The 25,200-nt window shown below is 35.1% G+C and carries 27 protein-coding genes and 2 pseudogenes; 24 read left to right on the top strand and 5 right to left on the bottom strand.

The window, feature by feature from the left end:
* The first annotated feature begins 40 nt into the window (after positions 1–40).
* The 3 genes and pseudogenes from JFU23_RS04500 (at position 41) to JFU23_RS04490 (ending at position 2,279) form a co-directional block, all read left to right on the top strand.
* Positions 41–603, top strand: a pseudogene (locus JFU23_RS04500) (GNAT family N-acetyltransferase).
* Positions 600–1,304: an SDR family NAD(P)-dependent oxidoreductase gene (locus JFU23_RS04495; protein ID WP_201031476.1), complete on the top strand. Its 705-nt coding sequence runs from the start codon at positions 600–602 to the stop codon at positions 1,302–1,304. The pseudogene JFU23_RS04500 and the gene JFU23_RS04495 overlap by 4 nt, the downstream one beginning before the upstream one ends.
* Before the next feature lie 75 nt (positions 1,305–1,379).
* A complete protein-coding gene (locus JFU23_RS04490) occupies positions 1,380–2,279 on the top strand; it encodes a PhzF family phenazine biosynthesis isomerase (RefSeq protein WP_201031475.1) in 900 nt (299 codons plus the stop codon).
* 31 nt (positions 2,280–2,310) lie between these two features.
* Here the strand turns inward: JFU23_RS04490 and JFU23_RS04485 are convergent, their stop codons facing one another.
* Entirely contained in the window at positions 2,311–2,520 is a 210-nt protein-coding gene (locus JFU23_RS04485; RefSeq protein WP_098778177.1) for a hypothetical protein, read from the bottom strand.
* A gap of 84 nt (positions 2,521–2,604) precedes the next feature.
* Between JFU23_RS04485 and JFU23_RS04480 the strand changes: the two genes are divergently transcribed.
* The 18 genes and pseudogenes from JFU23_RS04480 (at position 2,605) to JFU23_RS04395 (ending at position 19,184) form a co-directional block, all read left to right on the top strand.
* Entirely contained in the window at positions 2,605–3,354 is a 750-nt protein-coding gene (locus tag JFU23_RS04480; RefSeq protein WP_201032257.1) for a Nif3-like dinuclear metal center hexameric protein, read from the top strand.
* Between the two features lie 5 nt (positions 3,355–3,359).
* Positions 3,360–3,851, top strand: a complete 492-nt coding sequence (locus tag JFU23_RS04475) for an NUDIX hydrolase (RefSeq protein WP_201031474.1) — start codon at positions 3,360–3,362, stop codon at positions 3,849–3,851.
* A 111-nt stretch (positions 3,852–3,962) separates the two neighbouring features.
* Positions 3,963–4,802 (top strand): phosphotransferase family protein, encoded by an 840-nt coding sequence (locus JFU23_RS04470; RefSeq protein WP_002128328.1) that lies wholly within the window; start codon positions 3,963–3,965, stop codon positions 4,800–4,802.
* A 27-nt stretch (positions 4,803–4,829) separates the two neighbouring features.
* Complete coding sequence (locus tag JFU23_RS04465; RefSeq protein ID WP_002014046.1) at positions 4,830–5,387, top strand: DUF7010 family protein; 558 nt, start codon at positions 4,830–4,832, stop codon at positions 5,385–5,387.
* A 28-nt stretch (positions 5,388–5,415) separates the two neighbouring features.
* The gene (locus JFU23_RS04460) at positions 5,416–6,240 is read left to right on the top strand and encodes an MBL fold metallo-hydrolase (protein WP_201031473.1); all 825 of its coding nucleotides are present in this window, start codon (positions 5,416–5,418) and stop codon (positions 6,238–6,240) included.
* A 16-nt stretch (positions 6,241–6,256) separates the two neighbouring features.
* On the top strand, positions 6,257–6,823 hold the full coding sequence (locus JFU23_RS04455; protein WP_002128326.1) for an SGNH/GDSL hydrolase family protein: 567 nt from the start codon (positions 6,257–6,259) through the stop codon (positions 6,821–6,823).
* A gap of 516 nt (positions 6,824–7,339) precedes the next feature.
* Positions 7,340–7,735: a transcriptional regulator SpxA gene (spxA, locus tag JFU23_RS04450; protein WP_000236196.1), complete on the top strand. Its 396-nt coding sequence runs from the start codon at positions 7,340–7,342 to the stop codon at positions 7,733–7,735.
* Positions 7,736–7,765: 30 nt separating this feature from the next.
* Complete coding sequence (locus JFU23_RS04445; protein ID WP_000573513.1) at positions 7,766–7,900, top strand: BA3454 family stress response protein; 135 nt, start codon at positions 7,766–7,768, stop codon at positions 7,898–7,900.
* 194 nt (positions 7,901–8,094) lie between these two features.
* Positions 8,095–8,508 (top strand): Rrf2-family transcriptional regulator SaiR, encoded by a 414-nt coding sequence (gene saiR / locus JFU23_RS04440; protein ID WP_001083471.1) that lies wholly within the window; start codon positions 8,095–8,097, stop codon positions 8,506–8,508.
* A gap of 125 nt (positions 8,509–8,633) precedes the next feature.
* Positions 8,634–8,969 (top strand): IDEAL domain-containing protein, encoded by a 336-nt coding sequence (locus tag JFU23_RS04435; protein WP_000987460.1) that lies wholly within the window; start codon positions 8,634–8,636, stop codon positions 8,967–8,969.
* A gap of 1,154 nt (positions 8,970–10,123) precedes the next feature.
* Positions 10,124–11,441, top strand: a pseudogene (locus JFU23_RS04430) (aromatic amino acid transport family protein).
* A gap of 112 nt (positions 11,442–11,553) precedes the next feature.
* The gene (locus tag JFU23_RS04425; RefSeq protein WP_078178710.1) at positions 11,554–11,976 is read left to right on the top strand and encodes a SpoIIAA family protein; all 423 of its coding nucleotides are present in this window, start codon (positions 11,554–11,556) and stop codon (positions 11,974–11,976) included.
* A gap of 218 nt (positions 11,977–12,194) precedes the next feature.
* Positions 12,195–12,704 carry a heme-degrading domain-containing protein gene (locus JFU23_RS04420; RefSeq protein ID WP_002014036.1) on the top strand — a complete coding sequence of 170 codons (510 nt, stop codon included), beginning with the start codon at positions 12,195–12,197 and terminating at the stop codon, positions 12,702–12,704.
* 388 nt (positions 12,705–13,092) lie between these two features.
* Positions 13,093–14,577, top strand: a complete 1,485-nt coding sequence (gene zwf / locus JFU23_RS04415; protein ID WP_201031472.1) for a glucose-6-phosphate dehydrogenase — start codon at positions 13,093–13,095, stop codon at positions 14,575–14,577.
* Between the two features lie 95 nt (positions 14,578–14,672).
* Positions 14,673–15,566, top strand: coding sequence for a phosphogluconate dehydrogenase (NAD(+)-dependent, decarboxylating) (gnd, locus tag JFU23_RS04410; protein ID WP_002014034.1), 894 nt, complete (start codon positions 14,673–14,675; stop codon positions 15,564–15,566).
* A 51-nt stretch (positions 15,567–15,617) separates the two neighbouring features.
* Positions 15,618–16,286, top strand: a complete 669-nt coding sequence (gene fsa, locus JFU23_RS04405) for a fructose-6-phosphate aldolase (RefSeq protein WP_000667685.1) — start codon at positions 15,618–15,620, stop codon at positions 16,284–16,286.
* Between the two features lie 157 nt (positions 16,287–16,443).
* Entirely contained in the window at positions 16,444–17,985 is a 1,542-nt protein-coding gene (gene gntK / locus JFU23_RS04400; protein WP_085311963.1) for a gluconokinase, read from the top strand.
* A gap of 137 nt (positions 17,986–18,122) precedes the next feature.
* Positions 18,123–19,184, top strand: a complete 1,062-nt coding sequence (locus tag JFU23_RS04395; RefSeq protein WP_002167935.1) for a lactonase family protein — start codon at positions 18,123–18,125, stop codon at positions 19,182–19,184.
* Between the two features lie 70 nt (positions 19,185–19,254).
* Here JFU23_RS04395 and JFU23_RS04390 read toward each other — a convergent pair whose 3' ends face one another.
* Entirely contained in the window at positions 19,255–19,428 is a 174-nt protein-coding gene (locus JFU23_RS04390; protein WP_001162783.1) for a DUF1272 domain-containing protein, read from the bottom strand.
* Positions 19,429–19,623: 195 nt separating this feature from the next.
* On the opposite strand from JFU23_RS04390, the gene JFU23_RS04385 reads away from it, so the two are divergent.
* Together JFU23_RS04385 and JFU23_RS04380 are read left to right on the top strand one after the other, a co-directional pair.
* The gene (locus tag JFU23_RS04385) at positions 19,624–20,478 is read left to right on the top strand and encodes a pentapeptide repeat-containing protein (RefSeq protein WP_085311962.1); all 855 of its coding nucleotides are present in this window, start codon (positions 19,624–19,626) and stop codon (positions 20,476–20,478) included.
* 21 nt (positions 20,479–20,499) lie between these two features.
* Positions 20,500–21,036: a hypothetical protein gene (locus tag JFU23_RS04380; RefSeq protein WP_085311961.1), complete on the top strand. Its 537-nt coding sequence runs from the start codon at positions 20,500–20,502 to the stop codon at positions 21,034–21,036.
* Between the two features lie 21 nt (positions 21,037–21,057).
* Here the strand turns inward: JFU23_RS04380 and JFU23_RS04375 are convergent, their stop codons facing one another.
* Positions 21,058–21,945: a DMT family transporter gene (locus JFU23_RS04375; RefSeq protein WP_085311960.1), complete on the bottom strand. Its 888-nt coding sequence runs from the start codon at positions 21,943–21,945 to the stop codon at positions 21,058–21,060.
* A 368-nt stretch (positions 21,946–22,313) separates the two neighbouring features.
* On the opposite strand from JFU23_RS04375, the gene JFU23_RS04370 reads away from it, so the two are divergent.
* Positions 22,314–23,075 carry a glycosyltransferase family 2 protein gene (locus JFU23_RS04370; RefSeq protein ID WP_307838477.1) on the top strand — a complete coding sequence of 254 codons (762 nt, stop codon included), beginning with the start codon at positions 22,314–22,316 and terminating at the stop codon, positions 23,073–23,075.
* Here JFU23_RS04370 and JFU23_RS04365 read toward each other — a convergent pair.
* Together JFU23_RS04365 and JFU23_RS04360 are read right to left on the bottom strand one after the other, a co-directional pair.
* Positions 23,044–23,967: an NAD-dependent epimerase/dehydratase family protein gene (locus JFU23_RS04365; protein ID WP_201031471.1), complete on the bottom strand. Its 924-nt coding sequence runs from the start codon at positions 23,965–23,967 to the stop codon at positions 23,044–23,046. The two genes, JFU23_RS04370 and JFU23_RS04365, sit on opposite strands and share 32 nt — an antisense overlap.
* Positions 23,964–25,199 carry a class I SAM-dependent methyltransferase gene (locus JFU23_RS04360; protein WP_201031470.1) on the bottom strand — a complete coding sequence of 412 codons (1,236 nt, stop codon included), beginning with the start codon at positions 25,197–25,199 and terminating at the stop codon, positions 23,964–23,966. Before JFU23_RS04360 ends, JFU23_RS04365 begins: the two co-directional genes overlap by 4 nt.
* Position 25,200 lies beyond the last annotated feature (1 nt).

Raw genomic sequence — 25,200 nt, 5'->3', positions numbered from 1 at the left:
ATAAAGAATATTCAATTAATAATTAAAGGAAGAGATATAAATGAAGCTGCCACTATTACAAGTAGAGACAGAGAGACTGAGTATCCGTCCATTTCAAAAAGAGGATTATGAAAGTTGGTTAGACGGATTCAATAAGAGGTTACCATCTCAATATAAATACGATGATGGCTATCATGACATGTCGTCTTCAACGAAAGAATGGTTTACGGAATGGATAAGAGGATTTGATGAGGCGGCAAGACGGGATGAAATGTACGTTCTAGGTATTTTTCAAAAAGAAGATGGCGCCAATATTGGAAAGCTAGAACTTATAAAAATTTTACGTATGGACTATCAATGGGCGATGATGGGTTACTCTATTCATAATCAACATTGGAAAAATGGATACGGAGCAGAAAGTGTAATAGCTGCGCTGCCGTTATTTTTTAATGGCCTTCAATTTCATAGAATCGAATTACATATACATATCGATAATGAGCCATCGTTCGTCTTGCAGAAAGAGCTGGTTTTTCATTTGAATGTACGAGAGAGGCATTTTCTATGGGGAATGATAAGTGGGTAGATTTTCTTATTTATTATAAAAATAAGGAGATGGATATATGAGGGTACTTATTACAGGTGGAAATCGTGGATTAGGGTTACAGCTAGTGAAAGTGTTTCATGAAAATGGACATATTGTTTATCCGCTAGTTAGAACTGAGGTTGCGGTAACGCAATTGAAGAAAATGTTTAGTTCTAGATGTTTTCCTATATTAGCAGACTTATCGATTGATGAGAGTACGGAGCAAATTAAGAACCAGCTGGAGGAATATACAAAGTATATTGATCTAGTTATAAATAACGCTGGAATTACTGGTAAGGAAACCGAGATTTTACGTACAAATTCTGAAGAGTTAATGGAACTATTTAATGTTCATTGCTTAGGAGTTATTCGAGCTGTAAAAGGTACATATGTGGCTTTAACTAAGTCGAATCAACCAAGAATAATAAATGTATCCTCTCGTTTAGGTTCATTGCATAAAATGGCCGGAAAAGAATTTCCACAAGGGCAGTTCTCATATTCATATCGGATCGCAAAAGCTGCACAGAATATGTTAACGCTCTGCTTACAACAGGAGTTTGAGAATGAAGGAATTGGTGTAACCGCAATTCATCCTGGGAAGTTAAAGACTGACATTGGTGCTTTTGATGCGAATATGACTCCTGCTGAAGGAGCACAAAATATATATGATTGGGTAATAGATTCAAATGAGGATGTGTCAGGGAAGTTTATTGAGCCGGGCGTAGGGGAGTTGAAGTGGTAATGTACGATCTTACAACCATTCAAAATATATTTGGACCTTCAAAAAAATTTAAAAAGAGGATTAGGGGATATGAGAATGAAAAAAGTAAGCGTAGTCCATTATGATGCATTTAGTAATAAACCGGATATGGGAAATCCAGCAGGTATTGTATTAGAAGGAGATGGATTAGCGGAAGAGGAAATGCAACTCATTGCTGAAAAGGTTGGATTTAACGAAACAGCTTTTGTTCTTTCTTCAGAAGTAGCAGATGTAAGAATTCGCTATTTTACGCCTGGTCATGAAAATGATTTATGTGGTCATGCGACAGTAGGGACTATATATGCACTTCATGAAAGAGGATTATTAGAAGGGAAACACAATTTAACAATTGAAACGAAGGCAGGGGTTTTGCCAATACATATAGGTGCGAATAAAAGCGGGGAAACTTTTATTAAAATGAGACAAGCAACACCGCGGTTTCAAAATTTTACAGGTCCCAAAGAGGCATTAGCTTACAGTATTGGTCTTGAAGTAAATGATTTAGATGAAAAATTACCGATTGTATATGGAAGTACTGGTATTTGGACTTTAATTGTACCTATTAAAAAACTTGAAGCATGTGAAAGGATGAAACCTAATAATAGTGAATTTCCATCTGTATTAAAAGAAATGCCAAAGGTTGCTATTCATCCACTTTGCTTGGAAACATATGATGCAGAAGCAAAAATGCACGGTCGTCATTTCTCATCACCTTATTCTGGAACAATAGAAGATGCTGTGACAGGAACAGCATCAGGTATAATGGGAGCGTATTATGCGACGTATTTGGAGAAAGATTTTGACCATGAACTGGAGTTAATCGTTGAGCAAGGACAGGAGATAAATAAAGATGGTCGTGTAACGGTTTATGTAACGAAAGATGTAGAAAATGAGAAGTTACAAATAGATATTGCGGGAACAGCGGTGTATGTGAAGGAGTTTGAAGTTTTAATTTAAAAGAGAAAAGCCGGTCGTATAGCCGGCTTCCTTATCTGTTCAACACTTCAATATACGAAGCATCCCCAGCTGTTCTAATAGTAGAACGGAAATTGTTATGTTCTAAAGTTTCAGCAACTTGTTGTAATTGCTGTGCATCATCGTGATGAATGAGTAAACTATCTGCACCACTTTCTTCTATATGAATATGCTCAACATTTCCGATCGCTTCATGTATAGCTTTTAAAAATTCAGGTTTCATATTGTCCTCCTATATGTATGTAACGTCGTTAAATAGTATTTCCTTATTTTTGAAATATAAAAGTAGAAGAAAGGATAAATGAAAATGAATATAACGCAGTTTAAAGAACATATTACATCTCTTTTTGAAGAGCATCTTAATAAATACGGTGATGACGAGTATGGCTTCACTCACATTAGTAAAGAGGAATTTCACAAAATAGGTTACACGACAAATTTGACGTTAGAGACAATTGAAGAAGCATATCAAAATGGGGTAGATATGATAGTTACACATCATGCACCGTGGAGTTTTTTATTCGGTATGGAAGAGGCTTGTATTGAGAAATTAAAAGAATATGAAATGAATCATTTTTGGATTCATTTGCCGTTAGATTTTGTAAAGTTTGGCACGTGTACGTCGTTATTTAACGAAATTGAGATACATAAAATACTGGAATATTCTACGTATGAGGAAGAAGAGCTACCGGGAATAGGAGAATATAAAGAAGCGATTCCCTTTTCAAACTTAGTTGAAAAACTTGAAGAGAGAATGGAAGAGAAAGTGAAGAGCTGGAAAAATCATGACAGACCAGTGAAACGGATTGCGATTTTAACAGGTGCAGGAAATAATACGAACCTTATTGAGCGTGCGCTAGAAAAGGGTTGTGATACGTACATAACAGGAGAAAAAACATTATATACAGTACAACATGCGGAATTTAAAGGCATCAATTTGATTGTAGGAAGCCACACATTTACAGAAGTATTTGGTGTAGAAAGTTTGGCTCGTAAGTTAAAAGAAAGAGATCGTGCAATAGAGATTACTAGATTAAATGAAGATCATTTGGAGTGAGGGAAATGGTAACTATATACGCAAATTATGGGGAATCAAAAGTGAGGTTAACGTGGAAAAAAGATTGTATATTGCCAGAATACGAAAGAATCACCAGTGTTCACGGTTTTTGTTTTCGTAATAATAAGGTTTTACTGATAGACCATGAGCAGCGTGGTTGGGACTTTCCTGGTGGGCATATAGAAGAAGGGGAACTACCAGAAGAATGTTTTAAAAGAGAAGCGTGGGAAGAAGGTTATGTAAAAGGAGAATGTACTTTATTTGGATATATTATCGTTGACCATAGTGATAATCCAAATTGGAATGAAAATAGTCCATATCCAAAAGTAGGGTATCAGCCGTTCTACCGGATGGAGATTAATGAAGTGCATAAGTTTGACGGTGAGTATGAATCCGATAAAAGGATGTTTGTTAGAGTAGAAGAGAGTGCAGCGTATCATTATAAATGGAATGAATTATATGATGAAATCTTGAAGGAAGCCGTTTTAATAAAATAAAAATTAATTTCTGTTATATTAAGATATTGGAAGGAATTTCTCATTGATTTGTCAAATAATAGTAAAGTTATCTTTTTAATTGAAGGAATCTTCAGATATAAGGGTGAGGGAATGGACATTTCAATAATTGCTGCACAACTAGTTAAGGAGAAAGTTATTTCAAATTATCCAAATAGCGTAAAAGCGTTGAACGGAGGAACGACAAGTACTGTATATTTGTTGGACGAAAAATATGTAGTAAAGTTGAATGAAGCGGAAGTAATACGTGAAGAAGCTAATTTTCTCTCATTTTATGAGGAGAATAGTTTATTTTCAAAGCTTTTGTATAAGGAACCTTTACATACATATTTCGTGTATTCTTTCCTTGAAGGTAATACTTCGTGTAAACAAGGATATAAACGAAGTACGCTTCGTACACTTGTAAAAGAAGTTATCAATAAGTATAAAATGGTTCCAGAGGCAGAAGGCTGGGGATGGAAAGAAAGTCCGGTTCAATGTTGGAATGAATTTTTAACGGCAAATGTGATGGAAGCTTATGAAAATGTAAGACGTTACATAAGTGAGGAAGATTATAGAATTGTTCTTAAACTAGCAAATAGGGATGCCGGAGTAAATCAGCCATTTTTATTACATGGTGATTTCGGATTTCATAATTTTATATTTCGGCAGAATAGGTTACATGGGGTAATTGATCCGTTACCTATTTTAGGAGATCCTTTATATGATTTAATTTATGCGTTCTGTTCAACTCCGGAAGATGTAACGAAAGAAACGATTGATTATGTGATGAAGCAATGTGTATTTCATAAAACAGAACGAGATTTATACGAAGAAATAGTAATAGGATTATATTTGCGTATAGATACATGTGTAAGACACCACCCGAAAGATTTAGAAGATTACTTAATAGCTTGGCGTTATTGGATGGGCGAAATTGAGCCGGCTTTATAGTACAAATAGTTTGGGGGAGATAGTGAAATGAACATAGCAGAAGCAAAACGAGATTTAGCACAAAGAACGAAAAAAGGATTTCCAGTTATAATAGCTGGTATTTTATTTTGGGTTGTAGCGAGTATAACGGGTGTTCTTCTTTCAGAAAAGCAAGTTGTGTGGGTGTATTTAATTGGTATGGGGTGTGTGTTTCCTTGCGGCCTAATGATAGCTGCCATATTAAAAATTGATATGTTTGCGAAAGGAAATCCGCTCGGGACTTTAGCAGGAGTAATTGGCGGGATAAATGTATTAAATATTCCGTTTGTGTTACTTGCCTATTTTCAATTTCCAGAGTGGTTACCTTTTGTAGTAGCGATGTTAATAGGTGTTCATTTTGTACCGTACGTATGGATTTATGAAAGTAAAAGTTATGGTTTACTGTCAGTAGGGACCGTATTCGTAACGTCAGTTTGCGGGATTCTTTTTGCTGACAATGGATTTACTGTAATTCCATTGTCAGTTACAGCTGTCTACTTACTAACTCTAATAGGTTTATTAATTGAAAATAAAAAAATAGATCATTATCAACAAAAATCAGCTTAATAAAAATATATGGATAGGGGGAATTATTATGAAAAATTTCGTTTGTACAACGTGCGGCGTACAGTATGCAGCGAGTGTGGAAGAACCGGTAAGTTGTGTTATTTGTGATGAGGAGAGACAATATGTGAATCCGAAAGGGCAGTCTTGGACGACTTTAGAAAACTTGCGAACGAGTGATACATATAAAAATGAAATAATAGAAGAAGAGCATAGACTTTATAGCATTACGACAAAACCTAAATTTGCGATCGGTCAAACAGCATTTGTCATAAAAACAGATTCCTATCGTTTATTATGGGATTGTATTACTTATTTAGATGAAACGACAATTGGGAAGATAAAAGAGTGGGGCGGGTTAGATGCGATTGCACTATCTCATCCTCATTATTATTCGATACAAGTAGAATGGGCAGAAACGTTTGATGTACCAATTTATATACATGAAGACGATAAAGAGTGGGTAGTACGCCCGAGTAGTCGTATTATTTATTGGTCTGGTGAGTCTTTACAATTAGCGGACGGAATTACTATTCATCGTCTCGGAGGACATTTTAGCGGCGGTTCTGTATTACATTGGGAAGAAGGAAATGATGGGAAAGGTATTTTATTAACAGGTGATATTATTCAAGTCGTAGCGGATCAGCAGTGGGTGAGTTTCATGTACAGCTATCCAAACTTAATTCCATTGCCAGCGAGAAAAGTGGAGGAAATGGCGAATCGAGTGAAGCCATTACAGTTTAATCGTTTATATAATGCTTTTCACGGAGTAGTGAAAGAGGATGCAAATGAGGCAGTGGAACGTTCTGCTGAAAGATATATTAAGGCGGTAGAAGGAAAGTTATTTCGTACGTGAAAGGAGAATTAGCTCTATGAAAACGTTAGTATGCTTCGGTGATAGTATTACAGCTGATGAAACGTTTTTTGATGGAACGCCAAGGTTAACACCGCGTCTGCAAGAGATGTTTCCAAATTGGAAGGTGGTAAATGCGGGGGGTCCGGGCGATAATACGTTCGATGCGTTACATAGGGTTGAAGATGATGTACTATCACATAAACCAGACTTTGTAACAGTTTTTCTTGGTACGAATGATTCGGTGTTATTTGATCCAGTGCCATTACAATCTTACAAAGAAAATTTAGAGAAAATTGTAAGTGCGATTTCATCAGAAAAAGTATTACTTATTAGTCCTGCACCAGTTGATGAAGCAAGGCAACATAATAGAACGAATGAAGTACTCGGTCAATATGCAAATGTGGTTGAGGAAGTGGCGAAAGAAACAGGAAGTCATTTTCTAAATTTGTACGCTGAAATGATTCAAGAAAAGGATTATAAGAGATTTGTAGAAGATGATGAAAAGGACGGTTTACACTTCGGACCACAAGGTTATGAATATTTAGCGAAGTTAATTTGTGAAAAGTTAAAAGGGATTTTGTAGGAAGCAAAGCGTGGGCGCTTTGCTTTTTTGTTCGCGTATTTCCTCCTACAATGCAGTAGCTTTTATTATGCTAATTATATTTCATAGTAGCACATGTAAGAATGAAATGAATAAAGTGAAATATAATTAGACCTTACCAATTGGGTTATTAAGGGGAGCCCGACTTCGACCTAACTTTTTTGCTCTTGCCAAATTTTGAGGCGGTGCACTCAAATAGCGGGATAAAATGTACTTTAAAGAGGTGGTTAGCCGTAACACTATGAGACATTCGTACAAAAGAAAATGATTTGTTCCGCTAATGGAATGTATCCAAGACTTAACAGTTGATTAATTGAACTGTAAAGTTTAAAATTACAGTATAGTTTTTAGAAGTGAGTTGCTATTTTTTGTGAAAAACAGATAAATTAAATATTCTCGAATGAATAATATAACGTGTATTTCATTCTGAACTGTAATTTTTTTAATACATTTCAATAATCTATATAATAATTTAAAAAGAAAAGGAGTGTGTAAAATATGGTGATTTTATATACGACAGCAAGCTGTAGTTCATGCCGAAAAGCAAAAGCATGGCTTGAAGAACATCAAATTGATTATACCGAAAAAAATATCGTATCAAATTCTCTTACAGTCGATGAACTTAAATCCATTCTTCGTTTAACTGAAGATGGTGCCACTGAAATTATTTCAACTAGATCTAAAACTTTTCAGGAATTAAATATAAATATTGAGGCGCTTTCGCTTAATGAGTTTTATAAATTAATAATTGAGTATCCTCAAATGTTACGTCGTCCAATTATGCTGGATGAAAAAAGATTACAGGTTGGTTTTAATGAGGAAGAAATTCGCAAATTTTTACCGCGTAGCGTTCGAACATTTTTGAATATAGAATTGCAAAAAATGGCTAATTAATAAGTAATATTTTGAAAGGAGGAAACAGAAGTGATTGAAGTATGTGTTACAGTTAATTATAAAGATAGAAACTATCACACAAATGTTATTGTGAGTAAAGATACGATTTGGACAAAAATTAAACAATTGGCAGAAGAACAAGTTAAGAAACAGTGGACTGTTTAAATTTATTTGCAACTTAAAAAGCTAAATGAAGTTAGGAGATATAGGGGAGTTCTGATAGAATATAAAGGAATTTATTTTTTCATGCTAAGCATGCTTCTTATATATTTTAACGTTTGACTAACCTATCTGTAATATTTATGACTACAGTATGTTACTAAACGAGAAATCATATTTTTTATCGTAGGAGGACAACAATGAACAGCGACTTTACCTTGGCCATTCACAGTTTAACTTATTTAGCTTTACAGCCAGATCGGATGTCAACAAGTAATGCTATTTCCGAAAGTGCAGGTGTTCATCCAGTACGCATTCGCAAAGTGCTAAGTTTGTTAAAAAAACATAAGTTTATACAATCAAAAGAGGGAACGGGTGGAGGTTTTATTTTTGCCCGTGATTTAAGTGAAATTAATCTTTGGAATATGTATCAAATAACCTCTGAAGGGGCATTGCAGCCGAAGTGTCCAGAATCAAATGATCAGTGTATTGTAGGTTCGAACATGCGGAAAGTTCTTTTTGCTATTTTCTTAGGTGCGGAAGAACATCTAGGTGAATATTTAAAGAATTATACAATGAAAGAAGTTGTTGATCTTATTAATCAAGAACGTTAAGCGGCTTAATTATTATGTAGCCGTGAGTTCTTAAAAAATAAATGTAATAAAAAACATTACAGTTTAAATTGGTTTTTATATATTTTTTATCGTTACAAAAAATATTTATAAGCAGGTGAAAAAGTATGATGTCAAATAATAATCATGTTTTAAAAGTGGGAGATTGGGTTCGTGGAATATCAAATGAGGGTGAATTCATAGTGGGTTACATTGTATCACTTGATGAAGTGGAAGGTGTAGTTACAGTTAGCATTGTGAAACGTGACGACAAGTACACAATGAACGAAGCGATTTTACTCTTTAGTAAACATGTTAACAAACTCCCTGAATCAAAGGTAATAAATAAGGAGCAAATCCTTTATCTTATAGACCTTGCATTATTAACAGGGGATGAAGAATGGTTTATTGAGCTCTCTGCAAAATTAAACTTGATAAAAGAGCTAGTTAATGAGGGGTTTTAAAGATTACATTATTCGTTTTTAATAGGTTGGATCGTGCAATAAGCAATAATATCATCTAAAAGGAAATGAAATAAAACCCATTCAATACAAACATAGAAATATCCCTGAAGAAGAGTTGAAAAAACTAAAATTAAGATGACATTGAAGTGATTCGTTTGCCCACTCCTAACAATGATAATGATGTAAATAAGCTGTCCATATGGGCAGCTTATTTTATTTTTTCGTTTAGCGAAGATTTTTGCAAAATGTTAGCGGTTCTCTTATTGTCATCAAGTTAAAATATGTATTTTCCTAAAAATGTATATGAATGCAATATTGATAATATATAACCTAAAAATTGGTTTATGTATTTAAAAAGAAATTTCTTTTTAACCACGTTAATTATTTATTAGAATATCTTTTTTAAGTCAAAATAAAATTTTTAGATAAAGAAGAATATAAATATTTTTAAAATGAGTAGCTTGAATAAACAATATTTTACTGTGTTTTTTGCTGATTAATTCCGTTATAAGCGATAGGAACAAGGGTTGCATGCTAACTGTAAATTATTATCCATGTAAAATTATATCCATTAGATATTTCTGGAAATATAAAAATATTAATTTTATAAATATACACGTTATAATGAGGGCGTCGAGAGAAATTTTATGATCTCTGGAGAAAATATAAAAAATGCGATTAATAGAAAGAAAGGCGTGTGATTAGAGGCGAAATGTATGTAAAGTGCTTCAGTGGCTTGTGTAATCAATACTATAAATGCTGCCGAAGTTATGAAAGTGATGTATAGAATTGAGAAAGAAATGCCTCATAAATGAAGAGAGGCCGGTTTATCTAAAATTACTGTTACAAGTAAGTAAGAGAAACCATTAAAGTAACACACTGTTATTAGAAATGTTGCAACGTATTTATGAAGTCTATTCAATATTGTTCTCTTAAGCGGTCTTTATATAAAGAGCGGATAGTACGAGTAAACTTTTTTGTGAACGCTAACATTTATGTTAGGACGCTAACTAGCGAATGTTTCAATTTGGATTCATTATGATGAAGGACATACAATGTGGGGCAACTTGTAAGGAATTTATTTTCCGAAAAAAGGGAATGTTCGTTAGCTATAAAGAGATACGCAAGAATAGGATACAAGGGGGAGTTATTATATGAACGGGAATACTGCAAAGAAAATAGAAGTTCAAGCTGAAAATATCGCACTAGAAAATGAGCAATATGCAGATCCGAAAAAGTGGCATAAGCAGGATACTACATGGGCATTGAGCCTATTTGGAAATGCAATTGGAGCAGGGGTGCTCTTTTTACCGATTAATGCAGGTTCAGGTGGTTTATTATCATTACTACTAATTACATTGCTTGCATATCCAGTTATGTATTACTCACATAGGGCACTTGCTAAAATGATATACGCTTCTAATTCTGCTGATGAGGGGATCACAGGTACAATTAGAGAGTATTTCGGAAATAAAGCAAGTATCATTTTTAACATCGTATATTTCGGTTCAATTTATACAATCGTGCTAATGTATTCGGTTGCGCTCAAATACTGCAAGTAGTTTTATCGTGCATCAATTGCACATGCCAGAGCCTCTAAGGGCTATTTTATCACTTGTATTAGTTCTTGGTCTTATCGCTATACTGAATTTTGGTCAAGATATTACTGTAAAGATCATGAGTATGCTAGTGTATCCTTTCATAGCTTCTCTACTTTTTATCGCAATATCTTTAATTCCACAGTGGAATACGTCAATGCTTAGCTTTTCAACTGTTTCTACTGCTTCAACAGGAACAGGATATTTTGGAACGATACTGTTGATTCTACCAATCATCGTATTCTCATTTAATCATTCACCTATGATTTCATCATTTGTTGTAAAACAGAGAGCTACGTATGGAATAGAAGCTACTGATGCTAAATGTGCGCAAATACAAAAAGTTTGTTATATCATGACATTCGTTGTAGTTATGTTCTTCGTTTGGAGTAGTACACTGAGTTTGACTCCAGAGGATTTAAAAATGGCAAAAGAGCAAAACTTATCAATCCTTTCATATCTTGCTAATGAGCTTAATTCACCTGTAATCACGATTGCAGCTCCAATCATTGCTTTTGTGGCTATTACAAAATCTTTCCTTGGCCATTATATCGGAGCATTTGAAGTAATGCGTGACATGATTGTTAAGTTCGGTAAATCACGTGGGAAAGTTATTGAAGAAAAAACAATTAAGACAATCGTCCTTACTTTTGTTGTATTGTCATGCTGGTTTGTGGCTTATACAAATCCAAGTATTCTTGGACTTATTGATTCTCTAAGCGGTCCATTAGTTGCTGCTATCTTATGTCTATTACCGATGTATGCAATCAATAAAGTACCAGTACTAGCTAAATACAAAGGGAAAATGAGTAACGTATTTGTTATTATTGTAGGTGTACTTACTGTTTTAGCAAGTATTAAATCATTATTCTAATTCACGATTGTTAGTTCTAATGCAAAATAAAATAGAACGATTTTGGGACAGACTTCTCCGTTTGGAGAGTTTGTCCTTTTTTAATGCGTAACAATTTTATCTTATTGATTTTATGAGATATTTCCGCATAATTGTAACTAAGGGAGATGATTCCAAGTTGAGTAAGCTGAATATAAGCACAACAGTTTCAGGAGATATAATTGTTACCCATCTTATTGGCAAGATTAAAACAGATGATGTTTATGAATGGTTTAATGGCTTCGAGCAGGTTTGTCAGCAATTCATTTCCGAGGGTCGGAAATACAAATTGCTGGTAGATAGAAAAGGGTACACGCCAGATCATTTTTCTGTTCAAAAAGCATGGAAAGATAAGTTTTTCAATGAAACGATTTTGAATCACAGTAAGGCAATTGCTTTTCTCCTTGAAGAAGGGGAGATACTGAATTATTTACAACAGTCCAATACAAAAGAATCTGTGAAATTTTTTGATGATTATGAACAAGCATTAGTTTGGTTGAATGGATATCCCATATGAAATTGTTAGCGAACCAGTTGCCTAAGTAACTGGTTTTTTTATGCTTGTAAGAAATATCCGGAAGAAAACTTCTATACGAGATGTTTAGTACGAAAGGACATACTTTTTTAAGGCGTTAAATATAATTCATAATAGCACCAAGAAGAAAAGAATACGCTTTACGGTATTAGTTATATGGAAAGGCCGTACGATAGAGTCACAGAAATTCAAAAATATCAATGTGGCATAAAGTGAGTAAGGGGGATAAACATATGAGCGCTTCAAATTTGAATGAAATAAGTAAGCAAATTTTAATAGAGGAGGAAACACTTCAATTTTCCTCTTTTACAAATGAAGATGCACTGCAAATAGGTTTATTTATCGTTGAAACGGCGAGGCAAGAAGGGAAATTGATTGCTGTTGATATAGCGAAAAATGGTGTGCAACTATTTCATTTCAAGATGACAGGGACAACTGCGGAAAATACGCAATGGATTGAGCGTAAAAAACGAGTTGTTTCTTTGCATAATCATAGCTCGTATTATATGCAGATACAAAGTGAAATAACGGGCGTTCCATATAATGAAAAGTATCTTTTAGATAGGTCGGATTATGCTGCGTTTGGTGGCTGTGTTCCTGTCCAAATAAAAGATGTAGGAGTTATTGGAATGATAACAGTTTCAGGATTACCACCAGAAGAGGATCATGAATTAGTTATAAGGGCAGTTAAAAATCATTTGAAACAATAGTAAAAAGGCAAAATCGAACAAGAATATGTTCGGTCTTGCCTTTTTATTATTCAGTTCATGAACATATTTCTAATAAGATGTTACGGAATTAAAATTTTTAATTCGAGACACTTTTCTTGACGATTATAATCTATGTAGTTAATATGATAGACGTAACGTAATTAAATTACTAAAAGTAATTAAGTTATTTTATATAAGTTAAAATAAGTAAGTAGCATGTGGTAAAAATGCTTTGAATTGCCACTATTAATATTGGGGACAATTAGAAAGCGACAAATATAAAAAATTAGAAGTTAAGAAGTAAGGTTGGATCAAAAATAATAGTAGCTTCTGTACAATGCATTTTTACTAAGGTGACAATGACTATACATCACGAGGGGGACTGAAATTGGAATCAATGACCTTTGTTTTATTTGGAGCAACAGGAGATTTAGCTAAAAGAAAAATTTACCCCGCGCTATATAACTTATATAGAGATCAAAAGATTCCAAAGCCAATATCCGTTATTGGGCTTGGAAGACGTGAAGTATCTCATTTAGATTTTCAAAAAAGAGTAAAAGAATCCATAGACACTTTTTCTCGTCGCAAAGATGAAGGTACTCCGAAAATAGAAGATTTTTTAGAGTATTTTCGTTATTGTCCCTTAGATGTGAATAAGCCAGAAGATTATAAAAGGTTATTACAAGTAGTTCGTGAAAGGGAAGAAGAACAAAATATACAAGGGAATAGAATGTTCTACCTTTCAGTTACTCCTGACTTCTTTGAGACCATTGCTTTAAATATTAAGGAAAGTGGACTCGATGGAACGGATGGATGGAAGCGCCTGATGATTGAGAAACCGTTTGGTCATGATCTTACATCTGCCCGAGAGCTGAATGATAAGCTTAGTCGAACGTTTGAAGAAGACGAAATATACCGTATTGATCATTATTTAGGTAAACCGATGATTCAAAACATTGAAGCACTTGAATTTGCAAATCCTGTTCTCCAATCGATTTGGAATAAAGAACATATAGCGAATGTACAAATAACAGCTAGTGAAACGGTTGGGGTAGAAGAAAGGGCAGCATATTATGATCATGCAGGAGCCATTCGCGATATGGTTCAAAATCATATGTTGCAAATATTAATGATGACTGCTATGAATCTGCCAGAAAAGATAAATGCATGTGAAATTCGTGAGGAAAAACGAAAGGTAATGGAAACTCTTCGTAAAGTGAAAAAAGAAGACGTTCAGAACCATATCATTCGCGGACAGTATGCTTCAGGAGAGATAAAAGGACAACAAGTTGTAGCGTATAGAGAGGAACCAGGAGTAAATCCTTCTTCTCAAACAGATACATATGTTGCGGCTCGCTTATGGATTGATAACCCATTTTGGACTGATGTTCCTTTTTACATACGAACAGGAAAAAGAATGAAAGAAAAGTCTACTCGTATTGTAATTGAGTTTAAAAATACATTAAAACAGCAATATCAAGATAGTAATCCAAATGCAGAGCCTAATTTGTTAATCATTGAAATTAGCCCAAATGAAAATGTTTCACTCCAATTAAATAGTAAAAATCCATTGAACAATGGAGAGCTAGAACCGATCCGTATTCATTTTACTTGTGAGCAAACAGGAGTGGGAATACCTGAAGCCTACGAAAGGCTTATCTATGATGTTGTATGTGGAGATTCTACATTCTTTGCACACTGGAGAGAGGTTGAATTGTCATGGGAATGGGTGCAGCCAATCCTTGAAGCGTTCGAAGAAAACTTGTTACCTTTTCATGAATATGAGTCTGGCTCGTATGGTCCGGATGCTGCTCATGCTCTATTACAAGAAAGTGAATTTAAATGGTGGTTAGATGAGGGATTGAAAAAATAAGTACATTCTTATAAGTAAAGCAATATGACAAAAGATATTCATCATTTTATTAACATGTATTTATGATGAAAGGTAATTCAAGGAGGAATTGTATTATGAGAGTAGGATTAATTGGTTTAGGTAAAATGGGATTAAATTTAGGGAAGAATTTAATTGATCATAAACATGAAGTAGCTGCATTCGATTTAAATACGAGTGCAGTGGAAGAAATGAAAGCGTATGGGGCTACAGGTACGTCTAGTTTAAACGAACTTGTTCAATCATTAGAATCACCAAGAATTCTATGGGTTATGGTTCCGCACGCTGTTGTTGATTCTGTTATTAATGAGGTTACACCGCTGTTATCAAAAGGAGATATTTTAATTGAAGCTGGGAATTCACACTATAAAGAGTCTATTCGCCGATATGAGCAACTAAAGACAGATGGCATTCACTTTATGGATGCAGGAACTTCTGGCGGAATGGAAGGTGCTCGTAATGGTGCTTGTTACATGATCGGAGGAGATCAAGAAGCTTGGGACATCGTTGAACCTATTTTCCGAGATACAGCTGTAGAAAATGGATTCTTATATGCAGGAAAAGCTGGTAGTGGTCACTTTTTAAAAATGATTCACAACGGAATTGAATACGGAATGATGGCTGCCATTGGTGAAGGATTTGAGGTTTTAGAGAAGAGTGAATTTGACTACGATTATGAAAAAGTATCAAGAGTATGGAACAACGGTTCAGTCATTCGTTCATGGTTAATGGAATTAACTGAAAATGCATTTTCTAAAGATGCAAAACTGGATGAAATTAAGGGCGTTATGCATTCTTCTGGTGAAGGAAAATGGACAGTAGAAACAGCATTAGACCTTCAAACAGCAACTCCTGTTATCGCAATGTCTCTATTAATGCGCTACCGCTCATTAGACAATGATACATTTACAGGAAAAGTTGTAGCAGCACTGCGCAATGAATTTGGCGGACATGCAGTAGAAAAGAAATAAAAATTTTAAAATTATAACTCGTTAGCGTTTAAAAAATGGAGGGAATGAATCATGAAGTTTTTTATTGATACTGCAAATCTTGAGGACATAAAAAAGGCATATAAACTAGGGGTTTTAGCTGGCGTTACAACGAATCCTTCTTTAGTAGCGAAAGAGGGCATTAAGTTTGAAGACCGTATTGCAGAAATTTGTCAGGCAGTACCTAACGTTGAATCTGTTTCGGCAGAAGTAACTCCAGATGTTGTTGCAGCTGAAGAAATGATTTCTCAAGCAGAAGAACTAATTAAAATTAACGGTGGTGATAAAAACATCACGATAAAACTTCCGATGACACTAGCAGGATTAGAAGCTTGCCGCTACCTTACTGAAAAAGGTGTGAAAACGAACGTTACACTTATTTTCACTGTGAACCAAGCTCTTTTAGCTGCTCGAGCAGGTGCAACGTACGTCTCTCCATTTTTAGGACGCTTAGATGATATTTCTGAAGATGGCGTATTATTAGTTGCTAAAATTGCTGAATTATTCGATGTTCATCAATTAGATACACAAATTATTGCGGCTTCTGTCAGACACCCAGACCATGTCACTCGTGTAGCGATGGCAGGTGCTCACATTGCAACAATTCCTTATAAAGTCATTGAACAACTTGCTATGCACCCATTAACAGATCAAGGTATTGAAAAGTTTGCTGCGGATTGGGCGAAAGCGCCTAAGTTATAATGAAATGAAGATTTCACTTTTCAAAATAGCACTATAGTTATGAAAAGGACCTCCTTATGAGAGAGAAGTTTATTAAAACGTAGCTCTCATAAGGGAGCGTCTTTTTTGTATACATCATGGTGCTCTTTTGTTATAGGAATAATTTGAAAGGGGTTACATAGTGAGCTCGAAATATATGATTGGTGTAGATATTGGGACAACTAGTACAAAATCAGTTTTGTTTTCGATTGATGGATCAGTTATTGCAAGTCATGGGATTGAATATCCTTTATATTCTCCCGCACCAGAAACAGCAGAACAAGATCCAGAAGAGATTTTTCAAGCGGTCATACATACGATTAAAGAAACTATACAATCAAGTAATGTGCAGCCAGTTGATATTCTTTGTGTTTCTTTTAGTTCGGCAATGCATAGTGTCATTGCTGTAGACGAAGCAGGGAAGCCGTTAACGAGATGTATCACTTGGGCAGATAATAGAAGCGCAAGCTGGGCAGAAAAAATAAAGAATGATATGAATGGTCATGAAATTTACCTTCGTACTGGAACACCAATCCATCCTATGTCACCACTTTCGAAATTAGTTTGGCTTAAGAATGAACATGATGAGTTGTTTGCAAAAAGCTATAAATTCATCTCTATTAAAGAGTATGTTTTATATAAGTTATTTAAGGAATATGTAATTGATTATTCTATTGCATCAGCAACAGGAATGTTCAATTTGAAATTTTTAAAATGGGATGAGGCAGCTCTTCGTGTCGCAGGAATTACCGATAAAAAGCTATCTACAGTTGTTCCAACGACGCACAGTTTAATAGGGATAAATGAAGAACTTGCAAGAGAGATGAATGTACTTGTTACTACTCCTTTTATAATCGGTGCGAGTGATGGGGTACTATCGAATTTAGGTGTAAATGCAATAGAACCTGGAGTAGTTGCTATTACAATTGGTACGAGCGGTGCAGTGCGAGTTGTCACAAATCATCCTGTAACGGATCCGAAAGGTAGGACTTTTTGTTATGCGTTAACTGAGGACCTTTGGGTAATTGGTGGACCGGTTAATAATGGTGGTATGATTTTTAGGTGGGTTCGCGACCAATTATGTACGTTAGAAGTTGAGCATGGGAAGCGTTTAGGAAAAGATCCATATGAAGTGCTTACGGAAATAGCGGCAAAAGTGAATCCTGGATCTGATGGTTTATTATTTCATCCGTATTTAGCAGGCGAAAGAGCTCCTTTATGGAATGCAAATGCGCGGGGATCTTTCTTTGGGCTTGGACTACATCATAAGAAAGAGCATCTTATACGTGCTGTTTTAGAGGGAATCATTTATAACTTGTATACAGTTCTTCTTGCGTTAAAAGAACTAATTGGCGAACCGAAAAAAATTCAAGCGACAGGTGGTTTTGCAAGGTCAGAACTTTGGAGACAGATGATGGCAGATATTTTTCATCAAGACGTATACGTTCCTGAAAGTTTCGAAAGCTCTTGCCTAGGAGCGGCAATCCTCGGTTTATATAGCTTAGGTGAAGTAGATACATTACATGTAGTTTCTAATATGGTAGGTGCCAATTTTTATCATGAGCCAAACATGAAAAGTGTGGAGAAATATAAAGATTTAACACCGATCTATATTCGTTTGGCCCGTCACTTGGAAGAAGAATATGAAAGTATAGCAGCTTTTCAGAAAAAGTGGGTTTAGGGGCTATTTGGCAGAAAAATATGGTAGCGTATAAAGAGGTACTCCGATTTTTTAGGATATTCTTTCAATGAATAATAGTTTTAGGTTGCTTAGTAAGAAGTGTGATGAACAAAAACTATAGGGAGAGGGTTATGAAAATGACGGATAACAAAGAGTTTATTGGATATGTTGGAACTTACACGAAAGAAAATAGTGAAGGAATATATACTTTTACTTTACATACGGAAGCGCAAAAAGTTAGTAATGTAACACTTGCGGCTAAGCTGGATAACCCTACATATGTAACGATTAGCAAAAATAATCAATATCTCTATTCTGTTGTAAAAGAAGGAGAAGCTGGTGGTGTAGCTGCTTATTTGATTAATAGTCATACTGGAGAGCTAGAGGAACAAAATAGACAAGTAGTAGAAGGGGCTTCTCCTTGTCATATTAGTGTGGATAGTGGAAATCAAACGGTAGTTACAGCGAATTACCATAAAGGAACGATTGAGTCTTTTGAAGTAGATGAAGAAAATGGAACTGTAAATCCTGCTTCATCTATTATGGCACATGAAGGTTCAGGTCCAAATAAAGAAAGACAAGAAAAACCACATGCACATTACGCGGGATATACTCCTGATGAAAAATATGTGGTAGGTGTTGATTTAGGGATTGATAAAATAATTACATATGGAATAAAAGATAGTACATTAAAAGAAGTGAATAGCTTGTCTGTGAACCCAGGAAGCGGTCCGAGACATATTGCTTTTCATCCAAATGGAAAGTACGCTTATGTGATGACTGAACTTAGTTCGGAAGTCATTGTGTTAACATATTATCCGGAAGAAGGATCCTTTACAGAGTTGCAGTATATTTCTACAGTTCCAAAAGAATTTGATGGAAATAGTCAAGGAAGTGCTATTCATATTTCTTCTGATGGCCGTTTTGTATATGCGGCGAATCGTGGGTATAATAGTATCGCTGTTTTCAGTGTAAATCAAAACTCAGGTGAACTTACATTTGTTGCACATACATCTACAGAAGGAAATTGGCCGAGGGACTTTGTGTTAGATCCTACTGGAAAATTTCTTATTGCTACAAATGAAAAGTCACATAATCTTGTGCTATTTTCAAGAAATGAAACGACAGGGAAGTTAACACTGTTACAATCTGATGTTGTTGTACCAGAGCCTGTTTGTGTTAAGTTTTTAAATGTTTAATTTGTGATTGGTAGAATTTCTATATACCCCAGAAACAGAAAAAAGCAAAGCGATATCGCTTTGCTTTTTTCTATTTCTTCTTCGGTCTACGTACTAACTCGCCGCCACAATTTGGGCAAACGTTTTGTCTTTCCTCTGTACATGGTGCACAAAATGTACATTCATACACGCATATGTATGCTTCAGAATCAGGCTGAAGGGAATGGTCGCAAATTTGACAGTTTGTTTTCATTTCTAATGCCATCGTAATCCTCCTCGTTATTTGAAAGTTCTTAATTTAATTATAATTAATATTGTAGTGGGTGTCCTTTTTAAATGAAAAGAAATAGACGGATTATGTTGTTGTTTGAAATGAAATAGGTCCATTTGTTTTAAAATTGATTATTTAGTGCAGTTGGAATATTATGAAATAGTCAAAAGACAACAGGGGGTATATATTTTGACTAATCATAACGACTATTTTCGTGTAGAAGAGGATGTAAATTACAATAGTTTAAAAGCGGATTGTGAAAAATGTTTTGGATTATGTTGTGTAGCATTACCGTTTGCAGCATCAATAGATTTTGCGGTGAATAAAGATGGTGGTAAACCTTGTACAAAATTACAATCAGATTATAAATGTAGTATACATAGAGATCTTAGAGGAAAAGGGTATAAAGGTTGTACAGTATTTGAATGTTTCGGCGCTGGACAAAAAATTTCTCAAGTTACGTTTAAAGGAATTGATTGGCGGAAAGATGCTGAGCATGCGAGAGAAATGTATAATGTTTTTCCAGTAATGCATCAACTTCATGAAATGCTGTGGTATTTGAATGAGGCTATTCTATTAAAGTCGACGCAGACAATTCATAAAGAGCTGAAGGAAGCAATTGAAGAGACAGAGCGTCTTTCTAATTTAAGTCCAGATGAGTTAATGGAAGTAAATGTGCCATTACACCGTGCAGAAGTGAACATTCTCCTTTTAGAGACGAGTGAATTAGTATGGAAGGAAATGAATGTTGCACGTAAAAAACGAATCAGTCACCGCGGAGCAGATCTTATGGGAGCAAATCTGAAAAAGAAAAATTTACAAGGGGCGAATTTAAGAGGAGCGTATTTAATTGCGGCTAACTTAAATGGAGCAGATTTAAGAGGAGCAGATCTCATCGGAGCAGATTTAAGAGATGCAGATATTCGCGGAGCAGACTTTACAAATAGTATTTTTCTTACGCAAGTTCAAATTAATGCGGCGAAAGGGGACAAACATACGAAATTACCGAAAGTGTTGTCTCGTCCAGCGCATTGGAGTGCGTAAAGTGTAGGGAGTTGTAATAGTGTGGATATTTTTCAGTATTTAGAGGAAATACAGGAAGATGTATTTTTGTTATCAGTATCTCAAATAGAATTGAAGTATTATGATATTTGTCGCACACTAGCGTCAAGTGAGGATGCGGAGCGCATTAAACTGATTCCATTAGATTCATACAAGGAAAGTATGAGGATAGGTTTGAAAGAAGCATTAAAAGTCGCTGAAAGTGAAGAAGCGAAGGCAATTTATTTTGAATATGATCTTGATAATGAGTGGGATAGTCAGTTCTATGTTTGTGACGATTACATGTTTCTTGAAGAAGAAGATGAGGATTGGGCAAGTGATTGGACGGATGAAATAGAAGGACCATCTTTAGGAGAGTTAGCTGATATTTATGGTGAAAATGGCTTTGATTCAGATAAAAAGGCTGTAGGTATTACTTTATATTTAATCGCAAGAACGGTGTGTAGTTTTATAAGTGCATGCAGTGGATTACAAAGTAGTATACCAATTTGCATCGGTTTTCACGACCAAGACCCAATTATGCGAACAGGCAGAGACTAAGTCTCTGCCTGTTTTTTTATACTATTTTTGCTTTTCAAAAGTAGTAATTATAACACTACATATAATAAGGATACCACCAATGAAAAAGTTACTACTTAACGTCTCATTTAATAGGAGCCAGCCAAGTATTGAACCGACGATAGGTTGGAAGAAGAAAAATAATGAACCGATGCTAGCATCCATTAATTCTAACCCTTTATTCCAAAGAAAAAATGCACCTGCGGTTGAGACGATTCCTAAATAGAGTACGCCTAATACTACATACATGTTCATATGTTCAATAGGATTTGTTTGGAATTCCCATACCATAAAAGGTGTAATGAAAAAGAGTGAAAAAAATATTGCGTACGTTGTAATAATTAAAGATGAAAATCGAGCGGAAGCGATTTTTACATAAATGGATAGTAAAGCCCACGTAATAGCGGCTCCAACTAAAATGATTGTACCGATAAAATAGGAGCCGATTTCAATATCCCATCCGATAACGATAATGACACCGATTGTCGCTATTATAGTTGATAAAAGTCTACGAGCAGTTAGTTTCTCTTTTAAAAGGAGCGCTGCAAATATAACCATAAATGCAGGTGTAGCTGATGTCACTAAGGAGCCTGTATGAGCATCGGATAATTTCGTTCCGATAAATTGACATGTGATCGAAATGAAATACCCGATGAATCCAATCCAAGCGAATAATAGCCAATCTTTTTTGTGTATGGTTACTTTTTTCTTTTGCTTTTTTTCAGTTGTTTTCAAAATCGCATATAAAACAACAAAAGCGATAATAAAGCGTAGCCAAACGAGTGTAAGTGGCGGAATAAAGTCGAGTACGTATTTACTAACGACGTACATACCGCCCCAAATACTTGCTGCTAGTGATAAACATATAGCTCCTAAAATGGTTTGTTTCATTTGAATGACCTCCGTCTATTTTTAGGGTTATGATTTATTCCCTAAGACGAGGCATGGTGCACTTGTTATATGAATGCCCGTCTTAGATTATAGACGGCCTACAGGTTGATCGTTTTCGAATGAAGTGTTGTAGTACATGAGCGCATTCCTCCTTCATAATTTTATAATGATATTATAACTTAATTTTCAGTTTATTGGGATGTTAATTGTACGGAGTTGATTCTTTAGAAAATGGTGGTTGTCGAAGAAAGCATAGTATATGGTAGAAAAACATATTTTAAAAATAAAAGAAACCAATTACATAACTGATAAGTATATTAAGAGTAGGATGAAAAAGTAGATTAATAGAGAAAGAGGAGGAGATTATTATAACTACAACCGTTATTTCTCATTTTTACAATGAAGAGTATTTATTACCGTGGTGGCTTATGCATCATACGAAACTGTTTGATCATGGTATTTTAATTAATAAAGGTTCTACAGATCGCTCTGTGGAAATTTGCAAAAAGTTCGCACCGCATTGGGAAGTGCGAGATTCTGAAAATCCAGAATTTGATGCACTAGCAACAGATCGTGAAGTAATGGGGGTTGAACAAGAGGTAGAAGGGTGGAAAATAATTTTAAATACGACTGAGTTTTTTTGTGTACAAGATAAAGAGCAGTTCTGGAAATCACTAAAAGACTTAGGAGGGAGGATGTACGGGTTAGAAGGCCTTATAATGGTAGAAAATCCAAACTATAATTATCCAAAACTTAGGTATAGTATTTCTCTAATGAAACAGCGATTTCACGGTTACTTGCCTGAAGATTGGGAGCTGTGGAGAAGAGGGAGGTTCATTCACAATCACGAATATGGAAGTTATACGGCTGGAAGACATTTAACTATGCATGAGTCTATGAATTACCCACCTCTTGCATGTATTGTATGGTTTGGATTTAGTCCGTGGAATGATGCGATCAAAAGGCGCAAATTACAAATCGGGCCAACTCTTTCTCAAGGTAGTATACATGCGGGAATGGGGACGCATCATATTATTACACCTGATAGATTAGAAGCATGGTATAGAGAACTAGCGGGAGGAACAAAGGATCTGCGTTTCAGTGATGCATATCGTTATGCTTTTTTATAAATGATTCCCACCATAAAATTGTATCTTCAATTCCAGTGTTCAAATCGTATTTTGGTTTCCAGTTCACTTCGCTTTTTAAACGTTCCACATTAACACCAACAAATAAAGGTTCATCTTTAGGGAAAGGGATAGCACCTAGTTTAATTAAGTTTTCCTTTCCTATCTTTTTAGCAATGATAGAAGCTAATTCTTTAATTTGTACAGATTGACCAGAGGCGATATTTATTGTGCCTGTAACGTTGCAACTTAATAATGTTACAAGAGCGTCAGCGACGTCACCCACATGGAGGAAATCTCTTGATTGTTTTCCATGTGTACATAGTGCTTCTTCGTTTTTTAATAAGGAAGTGATAATGTTAGAAACGAGTCGACTGCCATGTTCGTAAGGGCCATACATATGAAAAATTCGTCCCCAACAAATGCTAAGGTTGGTTTGTTGTGCGTACGATTGTAGCCAGGAGTGCAGTGCGTTTTTACATAATGAATACGGGGTTTTATAGGAAAGAAGCGGTGAACCTTCAAATAATACACCGTTAAACCACTCATACTCTGCGCCGGTACCTGCAACAACGACCCGCTTTCCACCACATGTTGTGAAGTGTTGAATCAATGAGATGCTAGACTGAAGCCAATAGTAATTATTAATAGATATATAACATGCTGGCGGCACTGCTTCCCAAGCTAAATGAATGAGATGACTAGGCTTCATGTCGTAAATGAGTTTTTTTACTTCTTCATCGCAAAGTAAGTTTACTTTATGCCAATGGCAGGAAAGGTGAGAAGGTTTATTTTTATTGTAGGTGGCGTGCACTTCATAGCCCTTTTGTATAAGGGAATGTAAAATATATTTACCGATCCATCCACTACCACCTGTTACAAGGATCTTCTTCATGGCTCAATCACCTCAACTTCCGGAATCGTCACTAAAAATTTCCCACCCCATTCACGAATGAAAGAGCATTCTTTCATAATTTCATCTTTCAAATTCCAAGGAAGTATGAGAATGTAATCAGGTTTTGTACGTTTAATTTCTTCTGGAGATTTTATTGGAATACGGGTTCCTGGTAGAAGGAGGTTTTGTTTATGAGGGTTTTTATCTACTGTATAAGCTAGAAATTCTTTTCCTATCCCGCAATAATTTAAAAGGGTGTTTCCTTTAGCCGGAGCACCGTAACCGATAATTTGTTTGTTTAAAGCTTTTGCTTCAACCAAAAACTTTAAAATATTTATTTTCAATTGTTCTACGCATTTAGAAAAAAGGAGGTAGCAATCTAATGTGTCTAGTCCGTGATCCACTTCTTTTTTTATTAAATTTGTAACATTGGAATGGATAGTTGATTGGGCGCTTAGATGATTTATAAAAATACGCAATGAACCACCGTGCGTTGAAAGTTCTTCCACATCGACAATTTGTAAATGATGCTGAGCTAAAATTTTTTGAAGACTTATAAGTGAGAAGTAAGAGAAGTGCTCATGATAGATTGTGTCAAACTGTTTAAAAGATATGAGATTTAATAGGTGCGGGAATTCAATTGTAATAGTGCCATCTCGTTTTAATAATGTTTTTAAGCCGGCGACAAAATCATGTAAGTTTGGAACGTGGGCTAATACGTTGTTTGCAATAATTAAATCAGCTTGTGGACTACTGCTTATTAATTCTTTTGCTAAGTCGTTACTGAAAAAATTTATATTAGTAGGAACGCCTTTTTGTATAGCGATTTCTGCTACATTTTTCGCTGGTTCAATTCCAGTAGTATTGATGTTTTCTTTTTGGAAGTATTGTAATAAGTAACCATCGTTACTTGCGATTTCAATAACCTTTGAATGTTTCGTTAGGTTGAAACGCTTAATTGCCATTTCTACGTATTGTTTAGCGTGCAATAGCCAACTCGAGGAGTAAGAGCTGAAGTATAAATAGTCATGAAAAATATTTTGTGGGGATTCAAATTCATCTAATTGTACAAGTAAACAAGAGTTACAAACAAATGTATGCAGTGGATAAAAAGGTTCCATTTTATATGAGTTTTCTGGAGCTACAAATGAGTTAGCGAGAGGGGAAACACCTAAATCTATAAAAGTATCTTTTAACAATGAGTGGCAAAAACGGCATTTTTTTTGTTCCATT

Source organism: Bacillus sp. TH50, assembly GCF_016650565.1.
GTDB classification, from domain to species: Bacteria; Bacillota; Bacilli; order Bacillales; family Bacillaceae_G; genus Bacillus_A; species Bacillus_A mycoides.
This window is presented reverse-complemented; position numbering and strand designations above follow the sequence as displayed.

Coding starts and splice junctions, on each gene's coding strand:
- JFU23_RS04480 (WP_201032257.1), top strand. CDS start 2,605: ATGAATATAACGCAGTTTAAAGAACATATTACATCTCTTTTTGAAGAG.
- JFU23_RS04420 (WP_002014036.1), top strand. CDS start 12,195: ATGTGGCATAAAGTGAGTAAGGGGGATAAACATATGAGCGCTTCAAAT.
- JFU23_RS04465 (WP_002014046.1), top strand. CDS start 4,830: ATGAACATAGCAGAAGCAAAACGAGATTTAGCACAAAGAACGAAAAAA.
- fsa (WP_000667685.1), top strand. CDS start 15,618: ATGAAGTTTTTTATTGATACTGCAAATCTTGAGGACATAAAAAAGGCA.
- JFU23_RS04485 (WP_098778177.1), bottom strand. CDS start 2,520: ATGAAACCTGAATTTTTAAAAGCTATACATGAAGCGATCGGAAATGTT.
- JFU23_RS04390 (WP_001162783.1), bottom strand. CDS start 19,428: ATGGCATTAGAAATGAAAACAAACTGTCAAATTTGCGACCATTCCCTT.
- JFU23_RS04495 (WP_201031476.1), top strand. CDS start 600: ATGAGGGTACTTATTACAGGTGGAAATCGTGGATTAGGGTTACAGCTA.
- gnd (WP_002014034.1), top strand. CDS start 14,673: ATGAGAGTAGGATTAATTGGTTTAGGTAAAATGGGATTAAATTTAGGG.
- JFU23_RS04475 (WP_201031474.1), top strand. CDS start 3,360: ATGGTAACTATATACGCAAATTATGGGGAATCAAAAGTGAGGTTAACG.
- JFU23_RS04425 (WP_078178710.1), top strand. CDS start 11,554: ATGAGATATTTCCGCATAATTGTAACTAAGGGAGATGATTCCAAGTTG.
- JFU23_RS04460 (WP_201031473.1), top strand. CDS start 5,416: ATGAAAAATTTCGTTTGTACAACGTGCGGCGTACAGTATGCAGCGAGT.
- JFU23_RS04395 (WP_002167935.1), top strand. CDS start 18,123: ATGACGGATAACAAAGAGTTTATTGGATATGTTGGAACTTACACGAAA.
- spxA (WP_000236196.1), top strand. CDS start 7,340: ATGGTGATTTTATATACGACAGCAAGCTGTAGTTCATGCCGAAAAGCA.
- JFU23_RS04470 (WP_002128328.1), top strand. CDS start 3,963: ATGGACATTTCAATAATTGCTGCACAACTAGTTAAGGAGAAAGTTATT.
- JFU23_RS04375 (WP_085311960.1), bottom strand. CDS start 21,945: ATGAAACAAACCATTTTAGGAGCTATATGTTTATCACTAGCAGCAAGT.
- JFU23_RS04365 (WP_201031471.1), bottom strand. CDS start 23,967: ATGAAGAAGATCCTTGTAACAGGTGGTAGTGGATGGATCGGTAAATAT.
- saiR (WP_001083471.1), top strand. CDS start 8,095: ATGAACAGCGACTTTACCTTGGCCATTCACAGTTTAACTTATTTAGCT.
- JFU23_RS04455 (WP_002128326.1), top strand. CDS start 6,257: ATGAAAACGTTAGTATGCTTCGGTGATAGTATTACAGCTGATGAAACG.
- JFU23_RS04435 (WP_000987460.1), top strand. CDS start 8,634: ATGATGTCAAATAATAATCATGTTTTAAAAGTGGGAGATTGGGTTCGT.
- JFU23_RS04490 (WP_201031475.1), top strand. CDS start 1,380: ATGAAAAAAGTAAGCGTAGTCCATTATGATGCATTTAGTAATAAACCG.
- JFU23_RS04360 (WP_201031470.1), bottom strand. CDS start 25,199: ATGGAACAAAAAAAATGCCGTTTTTGCCACTCATTGTTAAAAGATACT.